Annotated in this window: 11 protein-coding genes; 7 read left to right on the top strand and 4 right to left on the bottom strand. The window is 71.6% G+C overall.

Translation table 11 applies throughout. The features are described 5' to 3' along the window. The first annotated feature begins 5 nt into the window (after positions 1–5). The 3 genes from coaBC to H4W30_RS26110 all read left to right on the top strand — a co-directional run bounded on the left by coaBC (position 6) and on the right by H4W30_RS26110 (position 4,892). The gene (gene coaBC, locus H4W30_RS26120) at positions 6–1,226 is read left to right on the top strand and encodes a bifunctional phosphopantothenoylcysteine decarboxylase/phosphopantothenate--cysteine ligase CoaBC (RefSeq protein WP_192745259.1); all 1,221 of its coding nucleotides are present in this window, start codon (positions 6–8) and stop codon (positions 1,224–1,226) included. Between the two features lie 96 nt (positions 1,227–1,322). Further along, positions 1,323–2,525, top strand: a complete 1,203-nt coding sequence (metK, locus tag H4W30_RS26115; protein ID WP_185927028.1) for a methionine adenosyltransferase — start codon at positions 1,323–1,325, stop codon at positions 2,523–2,525. Between the two features lie 276 nt (positions 2,526–2,801). After that, positions 2,802–4,892, top strand: coding sequence for a primosomal protein N' (locus tag H4W30_RS26110; protein WP_192745258.1), 2,091 nt, complete (start codon positions 2,802–2,804; stop codon positions 4,890–4,892). Positions 4,893–4,966: 74 nt separating this feature from the next. Here H4W30_RS26110 and H4W30_RS26105 read toward each other — a convergent pair whose 3' ends face one another. Further along, positions 4,967–6,346, bottom strand: a complete 1,380-nt coding sequence (locus tag H4W30_RS26105; RefSeq protein WP_225949874.1) for a pyroglutamyl-peptidase I — start codon at positions 6,344–6,346, stop codon at positions 4,967–4,969. Between the two features lie 97 nt (positions 6,347–6,443). Between H4W30_RS26105 and ggt the strand changes: the two genes are divergently transcribed. From ggt to H4W30_RS26085, 4 genes are all read left to right on the top strand, one after another. Beyond that, positions 6,444–8,255 (top strand): gamma-glutamyltransferase, encoded by a 1,812-nt coding sequence (gene ggt / locus H4W30_RS26100; RefSeq protein ID WP_192745256.1) that lies wholly within the window; start codon positions 6,444–6,446, stop codon positions 8,253–8,255. Positions 8,256–8,430: 175 nt separating this feature from the next. After that, positions 8,431–9,357 carry a methionyl-tRNA formyltransferase gene (gene fmt, locus H4W30_RS26095; protein WP_192745255.1) on the top strand — a complete coding sequence of 309 codons (927 nt, stop codon included), beginning with the start codon at positions 8,431–8,433 and terminating at the stop codon, positions 9,355–9,357. Further along, the gene (locus tag H4W30_RS26090; RefSeq protein WP_192745254.1) at positions 9,354–10,796 is read left to right on the top strand and encodes an RsmB/NOP family class I SAM-dependent RNA methyltransferase; all 1,443 of its coding nucleotides are present in this window, start codon (positions 9,354–9,356) and stop codon (positions 10,794–10,796) included. The genes fmt and H4W30_RS26090 overlap by 4 nt, the downstream gene beginning before the upstream one ends. Then, positions 10,793–11,299 (top strand): flavoprotein, encoded by a 507-nt coding sequence (locus tag H4W30_RS26085; RefSeq protein ID WP_192745253.1) that lies wholly within the window; start codon positions 10,793–10,795, stop codon positions 11,297–11,299. Before H4W30_RS26090 ends, H4W30_RS26085 begins: the two co-directional genes overlap by 4 nt. Here the strand turns inward: H4W30_RS26085 and H4W30_RS26080 are convergent. From H4W30_RS26080 to H4W30_RS26070, 3 genes are all read right to left on the bottom strand, one after another. Then, complete coding sequence (locus H4W30_RS26080; RefSeq protein ID WP_192745252.1) at positions 11,296–12,420, bottom strand: serine hydrolase domain-containing protein; 1,125 nt, start codon at positions 12,418–12,420, stop codon at positions 11,296–11,298. The two genes, H4W30_RS26085 and H4W30_RS26080, sit on opposite strands and share 4 nt — an antisense overlap. 175 nt (positions 12,421–12,595) lie before the next feature. After that, entirely contained in the window at positions 12,596–13,255 is a 660-nt protein-coding gene (locus tag H4W30_RS26075; RefSeq protein ID WP_192745251.1) for a response regulator transcription factor, read from the bottom strand. Further along, complete coding sequence (locus tag H4W30_RS26070; protein WP_192745250.1) at positions 13,252–14,487, bottom strand: sensor histidine kinase; 1,236 nt, start codon at positions 14,485–14,487, stop codon at positions 13,252–13,254. Before H4W30_RS26070 ends, H4W30_RS26075 begins: the two co-directional genes overlap by 4 nt. Positions 14,488–14,555: the final 68 nt, after the last annotated feature.

Below are 14,555 nucleotides of genomic sequence, written 5' to 3'. Positions count from 1 at the left end.
CACCGTTGAATAAACCTCGCGTAGTACTGGGCGTGGGTGGCGGGATCGCCGCCTACAAGGCCTGTGAGGTCCTGCGCGGACTGACCGAAACCGGTCACGACGTCCGCGTGGTCCCCACCGAAGCCGCGCTGAACTTCGTCGGCGCGGCCACCTTCGAGGCCCTGTCCGGGAACCCGGTGCACACCGGCGTGTTCACCGAAGTGCCCGAGGTCCAGCACGTCCGCGTCGGCAAGGAAGCCGACCTGGTGATCGTCGTGCCCGCCACGGCGAACCTGCTCGCCAAGGCCGCGCACGGCATCGCGGACGACCTGCTGACCAACACCCTGCTCACCGCCCGGTGCCCGGTCGCCTTCTTCCCGGCGATGCACACCGAGATGTGGGAGCACCCGGCCACCCGCGACAACGTGGCGCTGCTGCGTTCGCGCGGCCTGGTCGTCGCCGAACCCGCCGCCGGCAGGCTGACCGGCAAGGACACCGGCAAGGGACGGCTCGCGGACCCCGCCGAGATCGTCGACCTCGCCCGGCTCCTGCTCGCCGTGCCGAAGGCCCTCCCGCGCGACCTCGAAGGCGTGCGCGTGGCCATCTCGGCGGGCGGCACCCGTGAGCCCCTGGACCCGGTCCGGTATCTGGGCAACCGTTCGTCGGGCAAGCAGGGCTACGCGCTGGCCCGCGTCGCCGCCCAGCGCGGCGCCGAGGTCACGCTGGTCGCCGCGCACACCATCGCGCTGCCGGAGCCCGCGGGCGCGAAGGTCGTCCACGTGTCGACCGCCGAGGAACTGCGCCAGGCGATGCATGCCGAGGCCGCCACCGCCGACGTCGTGGTGATGGCCGCCGCCGTCGCCGATTTCCGGCCGTCCAACCGGGCGGACCACAAGATCAAGAAGTCCGACGACGCGCCGGACCCCGTGGTCGAGCTCGCGCGCAACGCGGACATCCTGGCCGAACTGGTGCGAAACCGGACGAACGGCCAGGTGGTCGTCGGATTCGCCGCGGAAACCGGGGACGACAAGGGTGGCGTCCTCGATCACGCCAGGGTCAAACTGAAGCGCAAGGGTGCGGACCTGCTGGTGGTGAACGCCGTCGGCGAGGGCAAGGCCTTCGGGACGGAGGACAACTCGGGCTGGCTGCTCGGGGCCGACGGCACCGAAATCCCGATCCCGCTCGGTGCCAAGGCGGAACTCGCGTCCACATTGTGGGATGCTGTTGTGACCTTGATGAAGCGTTGACAGCCGTCCAAGCGATAGTCAGTAGGCTTGATTGCAAGCTGAGGGGTGCCTAACTTACTGGGCATCAGACGTCTAGGTGAGGGAGTGACGGCCACCGTGAGCGCGTCCACGAGCAGACTGTTCACGTCGGAATCGGTGACCGAAGGTCATCCCGACAAAATTTGTGATGCCATCAGCGACTCGATCCTGGACGGTCTGCTGGCGAAGGACCCGCGCAGCCGGGTCGCGGTCGAAACCCTCATCACCACCGGGCAGGTGCACGTCGCCGGAGAGGTGACCACCGAGGCCTACGCGGACATCCCGACCATCGTCCGCGACGTGATCCTGAAGATCGGCTACGACTCTTCGGCCAAGGGCTTCGACGGCAACTCCTGCGGCGTCAACGTCGCGATCGGCTCCCAGTCGCCGGACATCGCGCAGGGTGTCGACACGGCGTACGAGTCCCGCGTCGAGTCCGACGAGGACGAGATCAACCGCCAGGGTGCCGGTGACCAGGGCCTGATGTTCGGCTACGCCTGCTCGGACACCCCCGAGCTGATGCCGCTGCCGATCGCGCTGGCGCACCGGCTCTCGCAGCGGCTGACCAGGGTCCGCAAGGACGGCGTGCTGCCGTACCTGCGCCCGGACGGCAAGACCCAGGTCACCATCGAGTACGCCGGCGACCAGCCGGTGCGGCTCGACACGGTGGTCGTGTCCACCCAGCACGCCGACGGCATCGACCTCGAGCAGATGCTCGGCGTCGACGTCCGCGAGCACGTGGTCGCCCCGGAGATCGCCGACCTCGGCCTCGACACCTCCAACGTACGGCTGCTGGTCAACCCGACCGGCCGCTTCGTCATCGGCGGCCCGATGGGCGACGCCGGCCTCACCGGCCGCAAGATCATCGTCGACACCTACGGCGGCATGGCCCGTCACGGTGGCGGCGCGTTCTCCGGCAAGGACCCGTCCAAGGTGGACCGCTCGGCCGCGTACGCGATGCGCTGGGTGGCGAAGAACGTCATCGCCGCCGGTCTCGCCTCGCGCGCCGAGGTCCAGGTGGCGTACGCGATCGGCAAGGCGGCCCCGGTGGGCCTCTTCGTCGAGACCTTCGGCACCGAGACGGTCGACCCGTCGAAGATCCAGGCCGCCATCCAGGAGGTCTTCGACCTGCGTCCGGCCGCGATCATCCGCGACCTCGACCTGCTTCGCCCGATCTACGCGCCGACGGCCGCGTACGGCCACTTCGGCCGTCCCGAGCTGGAGCTCCCGTGGGAGAGCACGGCGCGGGCGGCGGACCTGAAGTCGGCCGCGGGCGCCTGATCGCTCCGAGGTCCGTGAAGGCCTCCTTGCCTACCTTGAGGGTAGGGAAGGAGGCCTTCACGGCGTCTGCGGCTGATGTGGCGGAAGTACATGAAGGGGTCCTTCACGGAGCTAGGCGCAAGGAAGGGGGCCTTCATGTACTGGGCAAGGTGTGAAGGTCGAGTTACCGGCAGCGCGTGCGATGAAAGGTCCTTTCCTGGCAAATTTTGCGAGGAAAGGACCATTCCTCGCACGCGGTGACAGGCGGTGGCGACGGAGTCTGGTAGAGATCACCGGGTGAGCAGCAGTCCCGAACCGACCCCGTTGTGGGACCTTCCGGAGCCGAAGGCCGAGCCGGCGCGGAAGGTCAAGCCGGCGCGCGCGAAAACGGCCAGCCGTCGCGGCGCGCAGAACCCCGCGCCCGAGAACCCGGTCGCCCGGATCGTGGTGGACATCCCGCTCACGCACCTCGACCGCACCTTCGACTACCGGATCCCCGAGAAGCTGCACGAAGCCGCCGTACCCGGCTGCCGGGTCCGCGTCCGGTTCGCGGGCCAGCTCGTCGACGGATACCTCGTCGAACGCGCCGACACCACGGAGTTCACCGGGAAGCTCGCGTACATCGACCGGGTGACCTCCAGCGAGCCGGTGCTGCCTCCGGCGCTCCACGCGCTCTGCCGGTCCGTCGCGGACCGCTACGGCGGCACGCTCAGCGACGTCCTGCGGCTCGCGATCCCGTCCCGGCACGCGAAGGTCGAGGCCGAACCGCCCGCCGAACCCGCGCCGGCGCCGGAGCCGCCCGAAACCACCGCCTGGGAGAAGTACCAGAGCGGTCCGGCGTTCCTGGAGGCCGTCGCGGAACGGCGTCCGGCCAACGCCGTCTGGCAGGCGCTGCCGGGCGAGGACTGGCCTCGCCGCCTCGCCGAAGCCGCCGCCGTCGCGGCCGCCGCGGGCCGGGGTGTCGTCATGGTCGTTCCCGACCATCGCGACCTGACGCGGCTCCACGACGCGTGTGTTTCCTTGCTGGGCGCCGATTCCGTGGTCGCGCTGATCGCCGGGCTGGGGCCCGCCGAGCGCTATCGCCGGTGGCTCGCGGTGCTGCGCGGCGCGGTGCGCGTCGTCGTCGGCACACGCGCGGCGATGTTCGCGCCGGTCGCCGATCCCGGCCTGTTCGTGGTCTGGGACGACGGCGACGACGTCCACCTCGACCAGCACGCGCCGTACCCCCACGTCCGCGACGTGCTGATGGACCGCGCGCACGCCGCGAAGGGCTCCATGCTGGTCGCCGGGTTCGCGCGGACGGCCGAGGCGCAGTTCCTGGTGGAATCGGGCTGGGCTCAGCCGCTCGTGGCGGCCCGACCCGAACTGCGGGCGGCCGCGCCGCGGGTCACGCCGGTCGGCGAGGACTTCGACGTCGCCCGGGACGAAGCGGCGAAGGCCGCGCGCCTCCCATCGGTCGCCTTCGAGGCGGCGCGACAGTCGCTGGCCGGTGGATTCCCTGTGCTGGTCCAGGTTCCGCGTCGCGGTTACGTCCCGGGGCTCGCTTGCGGCAACTGCCGGACGTCGGCGCATTGCCGTCGTTGTGCCGGCCCGTTGTCCTTGCCCGGCGGGCTGATCGACGGCTCGCCGAGGCCGCCAGCGTGCCGGTGGTGCGGCGTTCCCGAGACGAACTTCCATTGCGCCGCTTGCGGTTCCGTCCGGCTGCGGGCGGTCGTCGTCGGCTCCAAGCGGACCGCGGAGGAACTGGGCCGGGCGTTCTCCGGCTTCCCCGTGCGGACCTCGGGCGCGACGGAGGTTTTGGCGTCGGTGCCCGGAAAACCGGCGCTGGTGGTGTGCACGCCCGGAGCCGAGCCGGTCGCGGAAGGCGGCTACGGCGCGGCGCTGCTGCTCGACGGCTGGGCGCTGCTCGGACGGCAGGACCTGCGCGCGGGGGAGGAGACCCTGCGCCGCTGGATGGCGGCCGCGGCCCTGGTGCGGCCGGGAACCGAAGGCGGTCGCGTGTTCGTCGGCGCGGAAGCGGGCTTGTCGGTCGTCCAGGCTCTGGTGCGCTGGGATCCCGGCTGGCACGCGAGCCTGGAACTGGCCGAGCGGCGCGAACTCGGGTTCCCGCCCGCGATGCGGATGGCGAGTATCGAGGGCACGCCGGACGCGGTCGCCGGGCTGCTCGACGACCTCGCCCTCCCGGAGACCGGCGAGGTGCTGGGCCCGGTGCCGCTCGGCGAGGTCGACGAGGACGGCAACGCCGAACGCGAACGGGCCCTGGTGCGCGTCGCGCGCCCGGACGGGAAGGCGCTCGCCGCCGCCGTCCACGCCGCGGCCGCGCGCCGGGACGCGCGCAAGGCCTCAGAGCCCATCCGGATCCAGCTGGACCCCCTGGAGCTCATCTAAACCCCCGCATTTCGTCCTCTGGATGCGGTAGTTGCGCGTGCAAGGATCGCATCCAGAGGACGAAATGCCTGGAGTCAGAGGGTCGTGCCGGGGGTCGCGAGGACGTCGGCGCGGGCCGAAGCGCCCGGAGCGGGCGAAGCGGGTTTCGCGGCGGAGTCACCCAAGGCGGCGGTGAGCAGGGTGACGATCTGCGAGGAGATCGCCGCCCGCCGCGCCTCGAAGTCGGCGTCGGTCAGCGCCGAGGGGTCGGCGGGCGTGCCGAGGACGGGCGTGTGCAGATGCCCGCCCGCGATCCCGTTCAGGCCGAGGCCCGTCCGAAGCCGGTTACTTCTGAACATGGACTCGTTGCTCAAGTAGTTGCCGCCCCCGCCCGAAGCGGCGATCTCGCCCGGCCTCGGCGCGTCCGTCCGGCAGACCGCCGTTCCCGTACCGGGGTTGCCGCTGTCCGGCCAGACGCAGAACGCCTGGTTGTACAGCACTTGGTACGCCCCGGCGGGCGCGGCGAGCATCTTTTCGTACGGCAGCGTGGTTTCGATGAACTGGACGTCCGGCTGCGGCCAGCCGTCGGCGGGCGGGACCGGGCCGCGGACGGGCTCGTCGAGATTGTCCGGCGAACCACCGCGCCAGGCACCGGCCCAGCGCTCGATGTCGAACCGGCCGGGGCGGCCCTGGCTGATCGTCATGATCAGCTCCGGACGGCGGAAGCGGTCCTGGAACGCCCGGCCGTACGCAGCCTCGACGATGCCGGCGTCGAAGTAGCTCCACACCACCGGGAACGAGACGGCCTGCACCCGCGCCGGCCCGGTCGGAGTCTCGATCACCTTGCCGTCCAGATGCAGCGCGGCCGCGCCCGACGGGTTCGCGATGCGGATGCCCGCGCCGTTGAGGGTGAACGGGTCGAAGCCGCTCACCAGCACGCGGCGGAGCTTTTGGCCGGACGGGAAACGGGCGTCGTCGAGTCCGCGGGCGCCGAAGTCGAACGTCTTCAGCAGCTCCGCGCGGGCGGGGGCGGACAGCGGGAAGCGCGGCGTCCACTGCCTTAACGCCTTGCTCATCTGCAAGCGCGCCCAGTAGAGCGGGCGGTCGTCGGCCTTGTCGATGCTGCCGAGATCGGGACGGCGGCCCTGCGCGCGGTCGACGGCGGTCCGCCAGAGCCCGTCACCGGCGGTCTCGGCGAGCTTCCCGGCGCGCAAAGCGGTCTTCGTCGCGCACAGGCGGGCCGTGAAGTCGGAGACGAGCTGGTCGAATCCGGCGAGCCGGACCAGCTCCGGACCGACCGCCGGGCCGCCGGAAGGCAGGGTCGCGGTGAGCCGCTTCTCCTCGACGGTGATCGCGGCGGACTCGTCGAAGCAGGCGCGCGCGTCTTCGGCTTGCGCGACGCCGGGGACCGCGAGGACGGGGAGAGCGATGAGCAGCGGAAGGAGCACGCCCCATCGCCTGCCGGATGTCTTCATGAGCCGCATTCTTCTCAACGAGGCGGGGCCGCACCACCGACGTTCACAGGGCGGGGCGGGACTTGTCCGGGGTGGACAGGCGGGGCAGACTCGCGCCATGGCCGCGCACAGAAGCACTCTGGGACGCATCACCGCAGTCACCGCGATCGCCGCACTGGTCGGCACGGCCGCGCCGGGTACCGCGGCCGCGGCACCACCGACACCCAAGTCACCGACCGCCGTCGGCTATCTGGGCGCGGTGTCGAGTATCGACGCGGACGCGACCGCGATCGGCACGAAGATCCTGCGTGAGGGCGGCAACGCCGTCGACGCCGCCGTCGCGACGGCCGCCGCGCTCGGCGTCACCGACCCGTTCTCCGCCGGGTTCGGCGGTGGCGGCTTCTTCGTCTACTACGACGCGCGCACCGGCAAGGTGCACACCCTCGACGGCCGCGAGACCGCGCCGTCATCGGCGAACGAGAACCTCTTCGTCGAGAACGGCAAGGCGATCCCGTTCCCCGAAGCGGTGACCAGCGGTTTGGGCGTCGGCGTGCCCGGTACACCCGCCACCTGGGACGAAGCCCTGCGCAAATGGGGGACCAGGTCGCTGGCGAAGGCGGTCAAGCCCGCCGAAGACCTCGCCCGCAAGGGCTTCACCGTCGACCAGACCTTCAACACCCAGATCGCGAACAACGCCGCCCGCTTCTCCGCGTTCCCCTCGACCAGGTCGCTGTACCTGCCCGGCGGCGCGCCGCCCGCGGTCGGCTCGACGTTCAAGAACCCGGACCTCGCGGGCACGTACGCGCAGCTCGCGGCGAAGGGCACCGACGTGCTCTACCGCGGCCCGATCGGCGCGGACGTCGTCGACACCGTCCGGAAGCCGCCGGTGGACCCCGCGTCGACGCTCAAGGTGCGCCCCGGTGACATGACCGCGGCCGACCTCGCGAAGTACCGCGTCGTCGAGCGGAAGCCGACCAAGACCCGGTACCGCGGCCTCGACGTCTACGGCATGCCCGCGCCGTCGTCCGGCGGGCTGACCGTCGGCGAAGCGCTGAACATCCTCGAGAACACGAAGCTATCCAAGCTGGAGAAGGCCGACTACCTGCACTACTTCCTGGAGTCGACGCGGTACGCCTTCGCCGACCGCAACCGGTGGATCGGCGACCCGGCCTTCGTCGACGTCCCGGCGAAGGAACTGATCAGCCAGAAGTTCGCGGACAGCCGCGCGTGCCTGATCGACTCCGCGAAGGCCGGGACGAGCCCGGTCGCGCCGGCCGACCCACGCAAGCCCACGCCGTGCATGGCGGGGACGAACCCGGCGCCGACGCCGTACGAGGGCGAGAACACGACGCACCTCACGGTCGCCGACCGGTGGGGCAACGTCGTCGCGTACACGCTGACCATCGAGCAGGAGGGCGGCAGCGGCATCGTCGTGCCGGGCCGCGGGTTCCTGCTCAACAACGAATTGACCGACTTCTCCTTCACGCCGGTGACGCCGGGCGTGCCCGACCCGAACCTGCCGGGCCCGGCGAAGCGGCCGCGTTCGTCGATGGCGCCGACCATCGTGCTTGACCACGGCAAGCCGTTCCTCGCCGTCGGCTCGCCCGGTGGCGCGTCGATCATCACCACGGTGCTGCAGATCCTCACCGGCCGTATCGACCGCGGCCTGAAGCTGGTCGACGCGATCGCCGAGCCGCGCGCCTCGCAGCGGAACTCGGCGGCCGCGCAGGTCGAGCAGGCGTTCCTGGACCAGACCGAGGTCCTCAAGGCGCTGAAGGCCAAGGGCCAGGGCTTCTCGACGACGCCCGCGGAGATCGGGGCGGCGACCGGTGTCGAGCGGCTGCGGGACGGCCGGTGGCTCGCCGCCGCCGAACCGACCCGGCGGGGTGGTGGCTCGGCGGCCGTCGTGCTGCCCTGGCCGCCGCGTTAGATCGGAGCGCGCGTGAAGGCCCCCTTCCCTCGGCTGAGCCGAGGGAAGGGGGCCTTCACGCGCTTCAGCGGAGTGCCAGGGGAGAGCGAGCGCGCCGGGGGAGCGGGGCCCTTCTAGACTGAGCGGCGATGTTCGCCCAGTCAGAGGTACCCGTCCCCCCGGCGGAGGTGCGTTGATGCGCCTCGTCTTCGCCGGCACCCCCGAACCCGCCGTCCCGTCGCTGCGCGCGCTCCTGGCCTCCGAGCGGCACGAGGTCGTCGCCGTCGTGACCCGCCCGGACGCCCAGGCCGGCCGCGGCCGCCGGGTGGTCCGATCACCGATCGGCGCGCTGGCCGACGAGCACGGGATCGAGGTGCTGACCCCGCCGAAGGCGAGCGATCCCGCGTTCCTCGCCCGGCTCGCGGAGATCGCGCCCGACGCGTGCCCGGTGGTCGCGTACGGGGCGTTGCTGCCCCAGGCCGCGCTGGACATCCCGGCGCACGGTTGGGTCAACCTGCACTTCTCACTGCTGCCCGCGTGGCGTGGCGCCGCGCCGGTCCAGGCCGCGATCCGCGCCGGGGACGAGATCACCGGAGCCTCGACCTTCCGCATAGTCAAGGAACTCGACGCGGGACCGGTCTTCGGCGTGGTCACCGAGCAGATCACCGCCACCGACACCGCCGGGGAACTGCTCGGCAGGCTGGCGGAGTCCGGGGCGAAGCTGCTCGTGTCCACGATGGACGGAATCGCCGACGGAACGCTGCGCGCGGTGGAGCAGACCGGTGACGGAATGACCTACGCGCCCAAGGTGACCGTCGAGGACGCGCGGGTCTCGTTCGCCGACCCGGCCGCCGCCGTCGACCGGCAGGTCCGTGCGGTCACGCCGGAACCGGGCGCGTGGGCGGAGTTCCGGGGCGAGCGGCTGAAGCTCGGCCCGGTGACGGTCGTCGACGAGCCGGGTCCCCCGCCCGGCGAACTGGTCGTGGAGCGCAAGCGGGTCCTGGTCGGCACGGCGTCGAAGCCGGTGCGGCTGGGCGAGGTGCAGGCGCAGGGGAAGAAGCGGATGGCGGCCACCGACTGGGCGCGCGGTACGAGGATCGAACAAGGAGAGCGCCTGCAGTGAACGAGCGTAGGGAACGCCGGCCGTCGAGGCCGGATCGCGGCCGTCCCGGCCAGCGTAAAGAGGGGCCGAGCCGCCCGCCGCAGATCGACCCGGCTCGTCAGGTCGCCTTCGACGTCCTGCGCGCGGTCCGGGAGGACGACGCGTACGCGAACCTGGTGCTGCCGCAGCTGCTCCGTACCCGCCGGATCTCCGGCCGCGACGCGGCACTGGCCACCGAACTGACCTACGGCACCTGCCGCGCGGTCGGCATGCTGGACGCCGTCATCGCCGCCTGCCTGGATCGCCCTCTGGAGAAGGTCGACGCCATCGTGCTGGACGGGCTGCGGCTCGGCGCCTACCAGCTGTTGCGCACCCGCATCCCCCAGCACGCCGCCGTCGGGTCCACTGTGGACCTCGTCCGCGCCGAAGTCGGTTCGTGGATCGCGGGTTTCGTGAACGCCGTCCTGCGCTCGGTGTCCGAAAAGGACGAAGAGACCTGGCTGAACGAGCTGGCCCCCGACGAGGCCGTCGACCCGATCGGGGCCTACGCCCTGCGGACGGCGCATCCGCGCTGGGTCGCGCGGTCGTTCGCGGAAGCCTTGGGGGACAAGGGGGCGGAGCTGAAGGCGGCACTGGAGGCCGACGACGACCGACCCGACGTGCACCTGGTCGCCCGGCCCGGCGAGATCAGCGCCGAGGAGCTGGCCGCCATCACCGGTGGCGACGTCGCGCCGTACTCGCCCTACGGCGTCCGGATGCCCGCGGGCTCCGGCGACCCCGGCGACATCGAGCCGATCAAGGAAAAGCTGGCCGCGGTGCAGGACGAGGGCAGCCAGCTGTGCGCCGTCGCCGTCACCAGGGTGCCGCTCTCCGGTTCCGGCTCCGACGTGCGGTGGCTGGACCTGTGCGCCGGCCCGGGTGGCAAGGCGGCGCTGCTCGGCGCGCTGGCGGTGGCCGCCGGAGCGACCGTCGACGCCGTCGAGAAGGCGCCGCACCGGGCGAAGCTGATCGAAAAGGCGGTCCAGGACCTGCCGGTGACCGTGCACGTCGCCGACGGCCGCGAGACCGGCCTCGAACCGGGTTACGACCGCGTCCTCGTCGACGCGCCGTGCAGCGGTCTCGGCTCGCTCCGGCGCCGCCCCGAGGCGCGCTGGCGCCGTCAGCCCAGCGACATCTCGGACCTGACGAAACTGCAGGGCCAGCTGATCACCGCGGCGCTGGACCTGGTCCGGCCCGGCGGCATCGTCACCTACGTCGTCTGCTCGCCGCATCTGGCCGAGACCGAAGGCGTCGTGGGGGAGACCGCGCGCCGCGCCGGTGCCCAGATCGTCGACGCGCGGGAGTTCTTCCCGGGTGTCCCGCAGCTCGGCAACGGCCCGTACGTCCAGCTGTGGCCGCACCGCCACGGCACGGACGCGATGTTCTGCGCCATCCTGCGGAAGCCGGACTCCGCCAGGTGAGCAGGGTCCTCGGCCTGGTCGCGAGCTCGTGCGGCGGACTGGACACCCGGTTCGCCGCGCAGCTCGCGAAACCCGCCGCGGACCGTGGCTGGGAGCTCGCGATCACGCTGACCCCCACCGCGGCCCGCTGGCTCCAGGAGACCGGCGGGCTCGCCGACCTGGAGAAATGCACCCAGTTGCCGGTCCGCGACACCTCGCGGCTGCCGGGCGAGCCCAGGCCGCATCCGGACCCCGAGGTGTTCCTCTTCGCGCCCGCGTCCGCCAACTCCGTGGCGAAACTGGCGCTGGGTATCGCCGACAACCAGGCCCTGACCCTGCTCGGCGACGTCCTCGGCACGCCGGGGATCACGATCGTGCTGGGCTACCAGATCCAGGACACGCGGATCCACCACCCGGCGTGGCGGCGTCATCTCGACACGCTCGCCTCCGCCGGGGTCACCACCGCGAGGCTCAGCCCGGAGGCCTCGTGGACCTCCGTGCTGGACCTGCTGCCGCCGGTCTAGCGGGCGCAGAACCCGGTGTCCAGCGCCTTGGCGAGGTCGTCACCCACCTTGGGCGGCGCGGGATTCAGGTTCACCACGACGTTCACCCGCCTGCCGTGCGGGACGGCGCCCGACAGGTTCCCGTAGCCGACGATGTTCCCGCCGTGCCCCCAGAACGTGCCGCCGCACGACAGCGGGACGGACGCGATCCCGAGGCCGTATCGCGCGCCTGGGAGCCCGACCGGCGCCGGGACGGTCCGCTGCATCTCCGCCAGCTGCGCGCGCGGCAGGAGCCTGCCGTCGACGAGCGCGCCGTAGAAGCGGTTCAGGTCGGCGCCGGTCGAGATGAGGCCGCCGGAGGCACCCGCGGCGGACGGATCGAATTCGGTGTAATCGGTGATGCCGGTGGGGCCGGGTGCGTAGCCCCTGGCATGCGGATACGGCAGCCCTTCGTCACCGCGCCGCGGCAGGGAGGTTCCGCGCAGGCCCAGCGGTTCGCTGATCCTGCTCCGGATCTCGGTGGCGACGGAGCGGCCGGTGAGTTTTTCGATGAGCATCCCGGCGATGATGTAGTTCGTGTTGGAGTAAGACCAGCTGGTGCCGGGCGCGAACAGCGGCGGATGCGCGAGGCCGATCGCCACCAGCTCTTCGGGCTCGGCGCCGCGATGGCGCCACTCCTCGAGGTCGAGGTCACGGAGGTAGTTGTAGATCCCGCTGGTGTGCTGGAGCAGGTGCCGCACGGTGATCTTCGTGCCGTCGTTGCCGTTCCCCCGGACGAGACCGGGCAGGTACTCCTCGATCGGCGTGTCCAGCCGGACCTTTCCTTCGGCGACCAGCTGCAGCACCACGACGGCGACGAAGGTCTTCGTGACACTGGCCGCCCGGAACTTCGAGCCGTGCGGGAACGGTGCCCCGGTCTCGACGTTCCCGACGCCTTCGCGCTCCGACCACGTCCGCCCGGACGGGCTCGTCACCGTCGCCTGCGCGCCGGGGACTCCGTCCTGCACCAGCGTTTTCAGCGCTTTGTCGACGTCGTGATGGGCTCCGGAAACGGCGAGCGCCGGGGTGGCCGTCGTGGCGGCGAGCAGCGCGACGAGAGAACCTGTGGCGATGATCTTCTTGCCTGGCAAGGATTTTCGCATGGCCACCACGCTAGGGAGGCTCGAGCGCGGTGGCCATGGGGTGTGCCCCCACGTCGTACTGAGGTTTGCCCCACCATGCCGGCCGGCCGTCGCGTGGCGCGTGTCGCGAAAGCCACTTTTGCAACCTTCAACGTTGCGAAAGTGGCTTTCGCAACACGGCCGCGCGCCGAGAGGCCTAGCGCAGGCTGTGCCCCGGCGCGACGACGCCGGTCTCGTAGGCGAACACCACCGCCTGGCTCCGGTTGGCCGCCCCCAGCTTCCCGAAGATGTTGCCCACATGGGTCTTGACGGTTTCCAGGCTGATCACCAACTCGGCCGCTATGTCCACATTGGACATCCCGGTGGCGATGAGCCGCAGCACCTCGGTCTCCCGTTTCGTCAGCGAGGAAGGCCGCGGAGCGAGGCCCGACGGCGCCGGGCGCGCGGTGACCATCCGCCGGATGGCGTCGGGGAACAGCAGCGTCTCCCCGGCGGCGATGGTCCGGATGGCGTGCGCGAACTCCTCCTTGCGCGCCCGCTTCAGCAGGAACCCGCTCGCCCCGGCCAGCAGCGCGTCGTAGACGTAATCGTCGTTGTCGAACGTCGTGATCACGAGGACCTTCGGCGGGTCGGCGATTCCGGCCAGTACCCGCCGGGTCGCCTCGATCCCGTCCACCCCGGGCATGCGCACGTCCATCAGGACCACGTCGGGACGCGTCCGCCGCACCAGATCGACCACCTCGCCGCCGTCACCGGCCTCCCCGACCACGGTCAGATCGGGCTGGTTGTCCAGCAGCGAACGCAATCCCGCACGCAGCAGGGGTTCGTCGTCGACGATCAGGACACGCAGGGTCATGAGCGCGACCGTAGCGGGATCGTGGTCACCAGCCGCCACAGCGGTTCCCCGTCGACGGCGGGACCCGCGACGAGCTCGCCGCGCAGCGCTTCGACGCGTTCGGTGAGCCCCGGCAGCCCGTTGCCGCCTCGGCCGGAAGCGGCCGCGTGCGCCACGAGCGGGTTCACGATCTCGATCCGCAACGCGTCGGCGAGCACCGCGACCCGCACGGTCACCGGGCCGGGATGGGCGTGCCGCAGCGCGTTCGTCAGTCCTTCTTGGACGATCCGGTACGCCTCCCTGGACAGGGTCGCGGGAAGTTCCGCCGCGGGTCCGGTCAGCTCGTAGTCGATCACCGCGCCGCCCGCGCGGGCCCGTTCGGCCAGCGTGCCCGCCTCGATCAGCCTTCGTTCGGGTTCCCGGGAGGACCGGTCGTCCCGCAGCAGGCCCAGGACGTGGTCGAGGTCTTCGAGCGCCGCCCTCGACGACTCCTCGATGGTGCCCAGCGCCCGGCGCACCAGTTGCGGTTCGGAATCGACCAGTTCGGCGGCCGCGGCGGCCTGGATGGTCGACGTCGTCAAGGTGTGGCCGATGGAGTCGTGCAGTTCGCGGGCCAGCCGGTTGCGCTGCTCGAAGTGGTTCGCCCGCACCTCGGCCGCCGCGAGGCGTTCGGCGGCCGACGGCCCCAGCAGGGCGACCGCGCAGTACTGGAACAGCCTGGTGAACCCGGCGAGGACGTAGGCGATGACGACCAGGGTGAGCAGCGCGATCGGCAGCGTCCACAGCCCGCCGGTGCCCGGTTCGATCGTCACCCGTTCCCCGAAGAACTCGATGGGGCTGCCGCCGCCTCCCGCCCACACGACGGCGAACACGAAGCCGAGCATCAGGAAGCAGCCGAGGCCGAACAGGATCCAGCCGAGCGCGGTGTGCACGAGCAGCCAGGCCGCCGAGCGCCAGCGCTCCGCCCAGGCGATCTTCGTGTTCGGCGGGGGCTGCGCGATGCGGGTGCCCAGCATCTGGTCGGAGAACCAGATGCCGGCCCGCCGCATCGGTCCCGGCAGTCCGGCCAGCATGACCAGCACGCCCATCGCGAGCATCCCGTAGACGAGTTTCAGCCGCACGTCGCCGGGGATCAGCACGGCGGGGATGAGCGCGATCGGGAACGGGACGGCCGTCATCACCATGCCGAGGAGCCCGAACGGGACGCTGCGGTAGCTGCCGATCCGCACGAGGGGTTTGAAGGGGTTGACCATGCGGGGAACGCTATTCGGCGGCGCGTGCGCGCACCTCCCACTGCGGTGCCATTTCGCGTCATCCTCCA

This window comes from Amycolatopsis roodepoortensis (genome assembly GCF_014873915.1).
Lineage (GTDB): Bacteria > Actinomycetota > Actinomycetes > Mycobacteriales > Pseudonocardiaceae > Amycolatopsis > Amycolatopsis roodepoortensis.
This window is presented reverse-complemented; position numbering and strand designations above follow the sequence as displayed.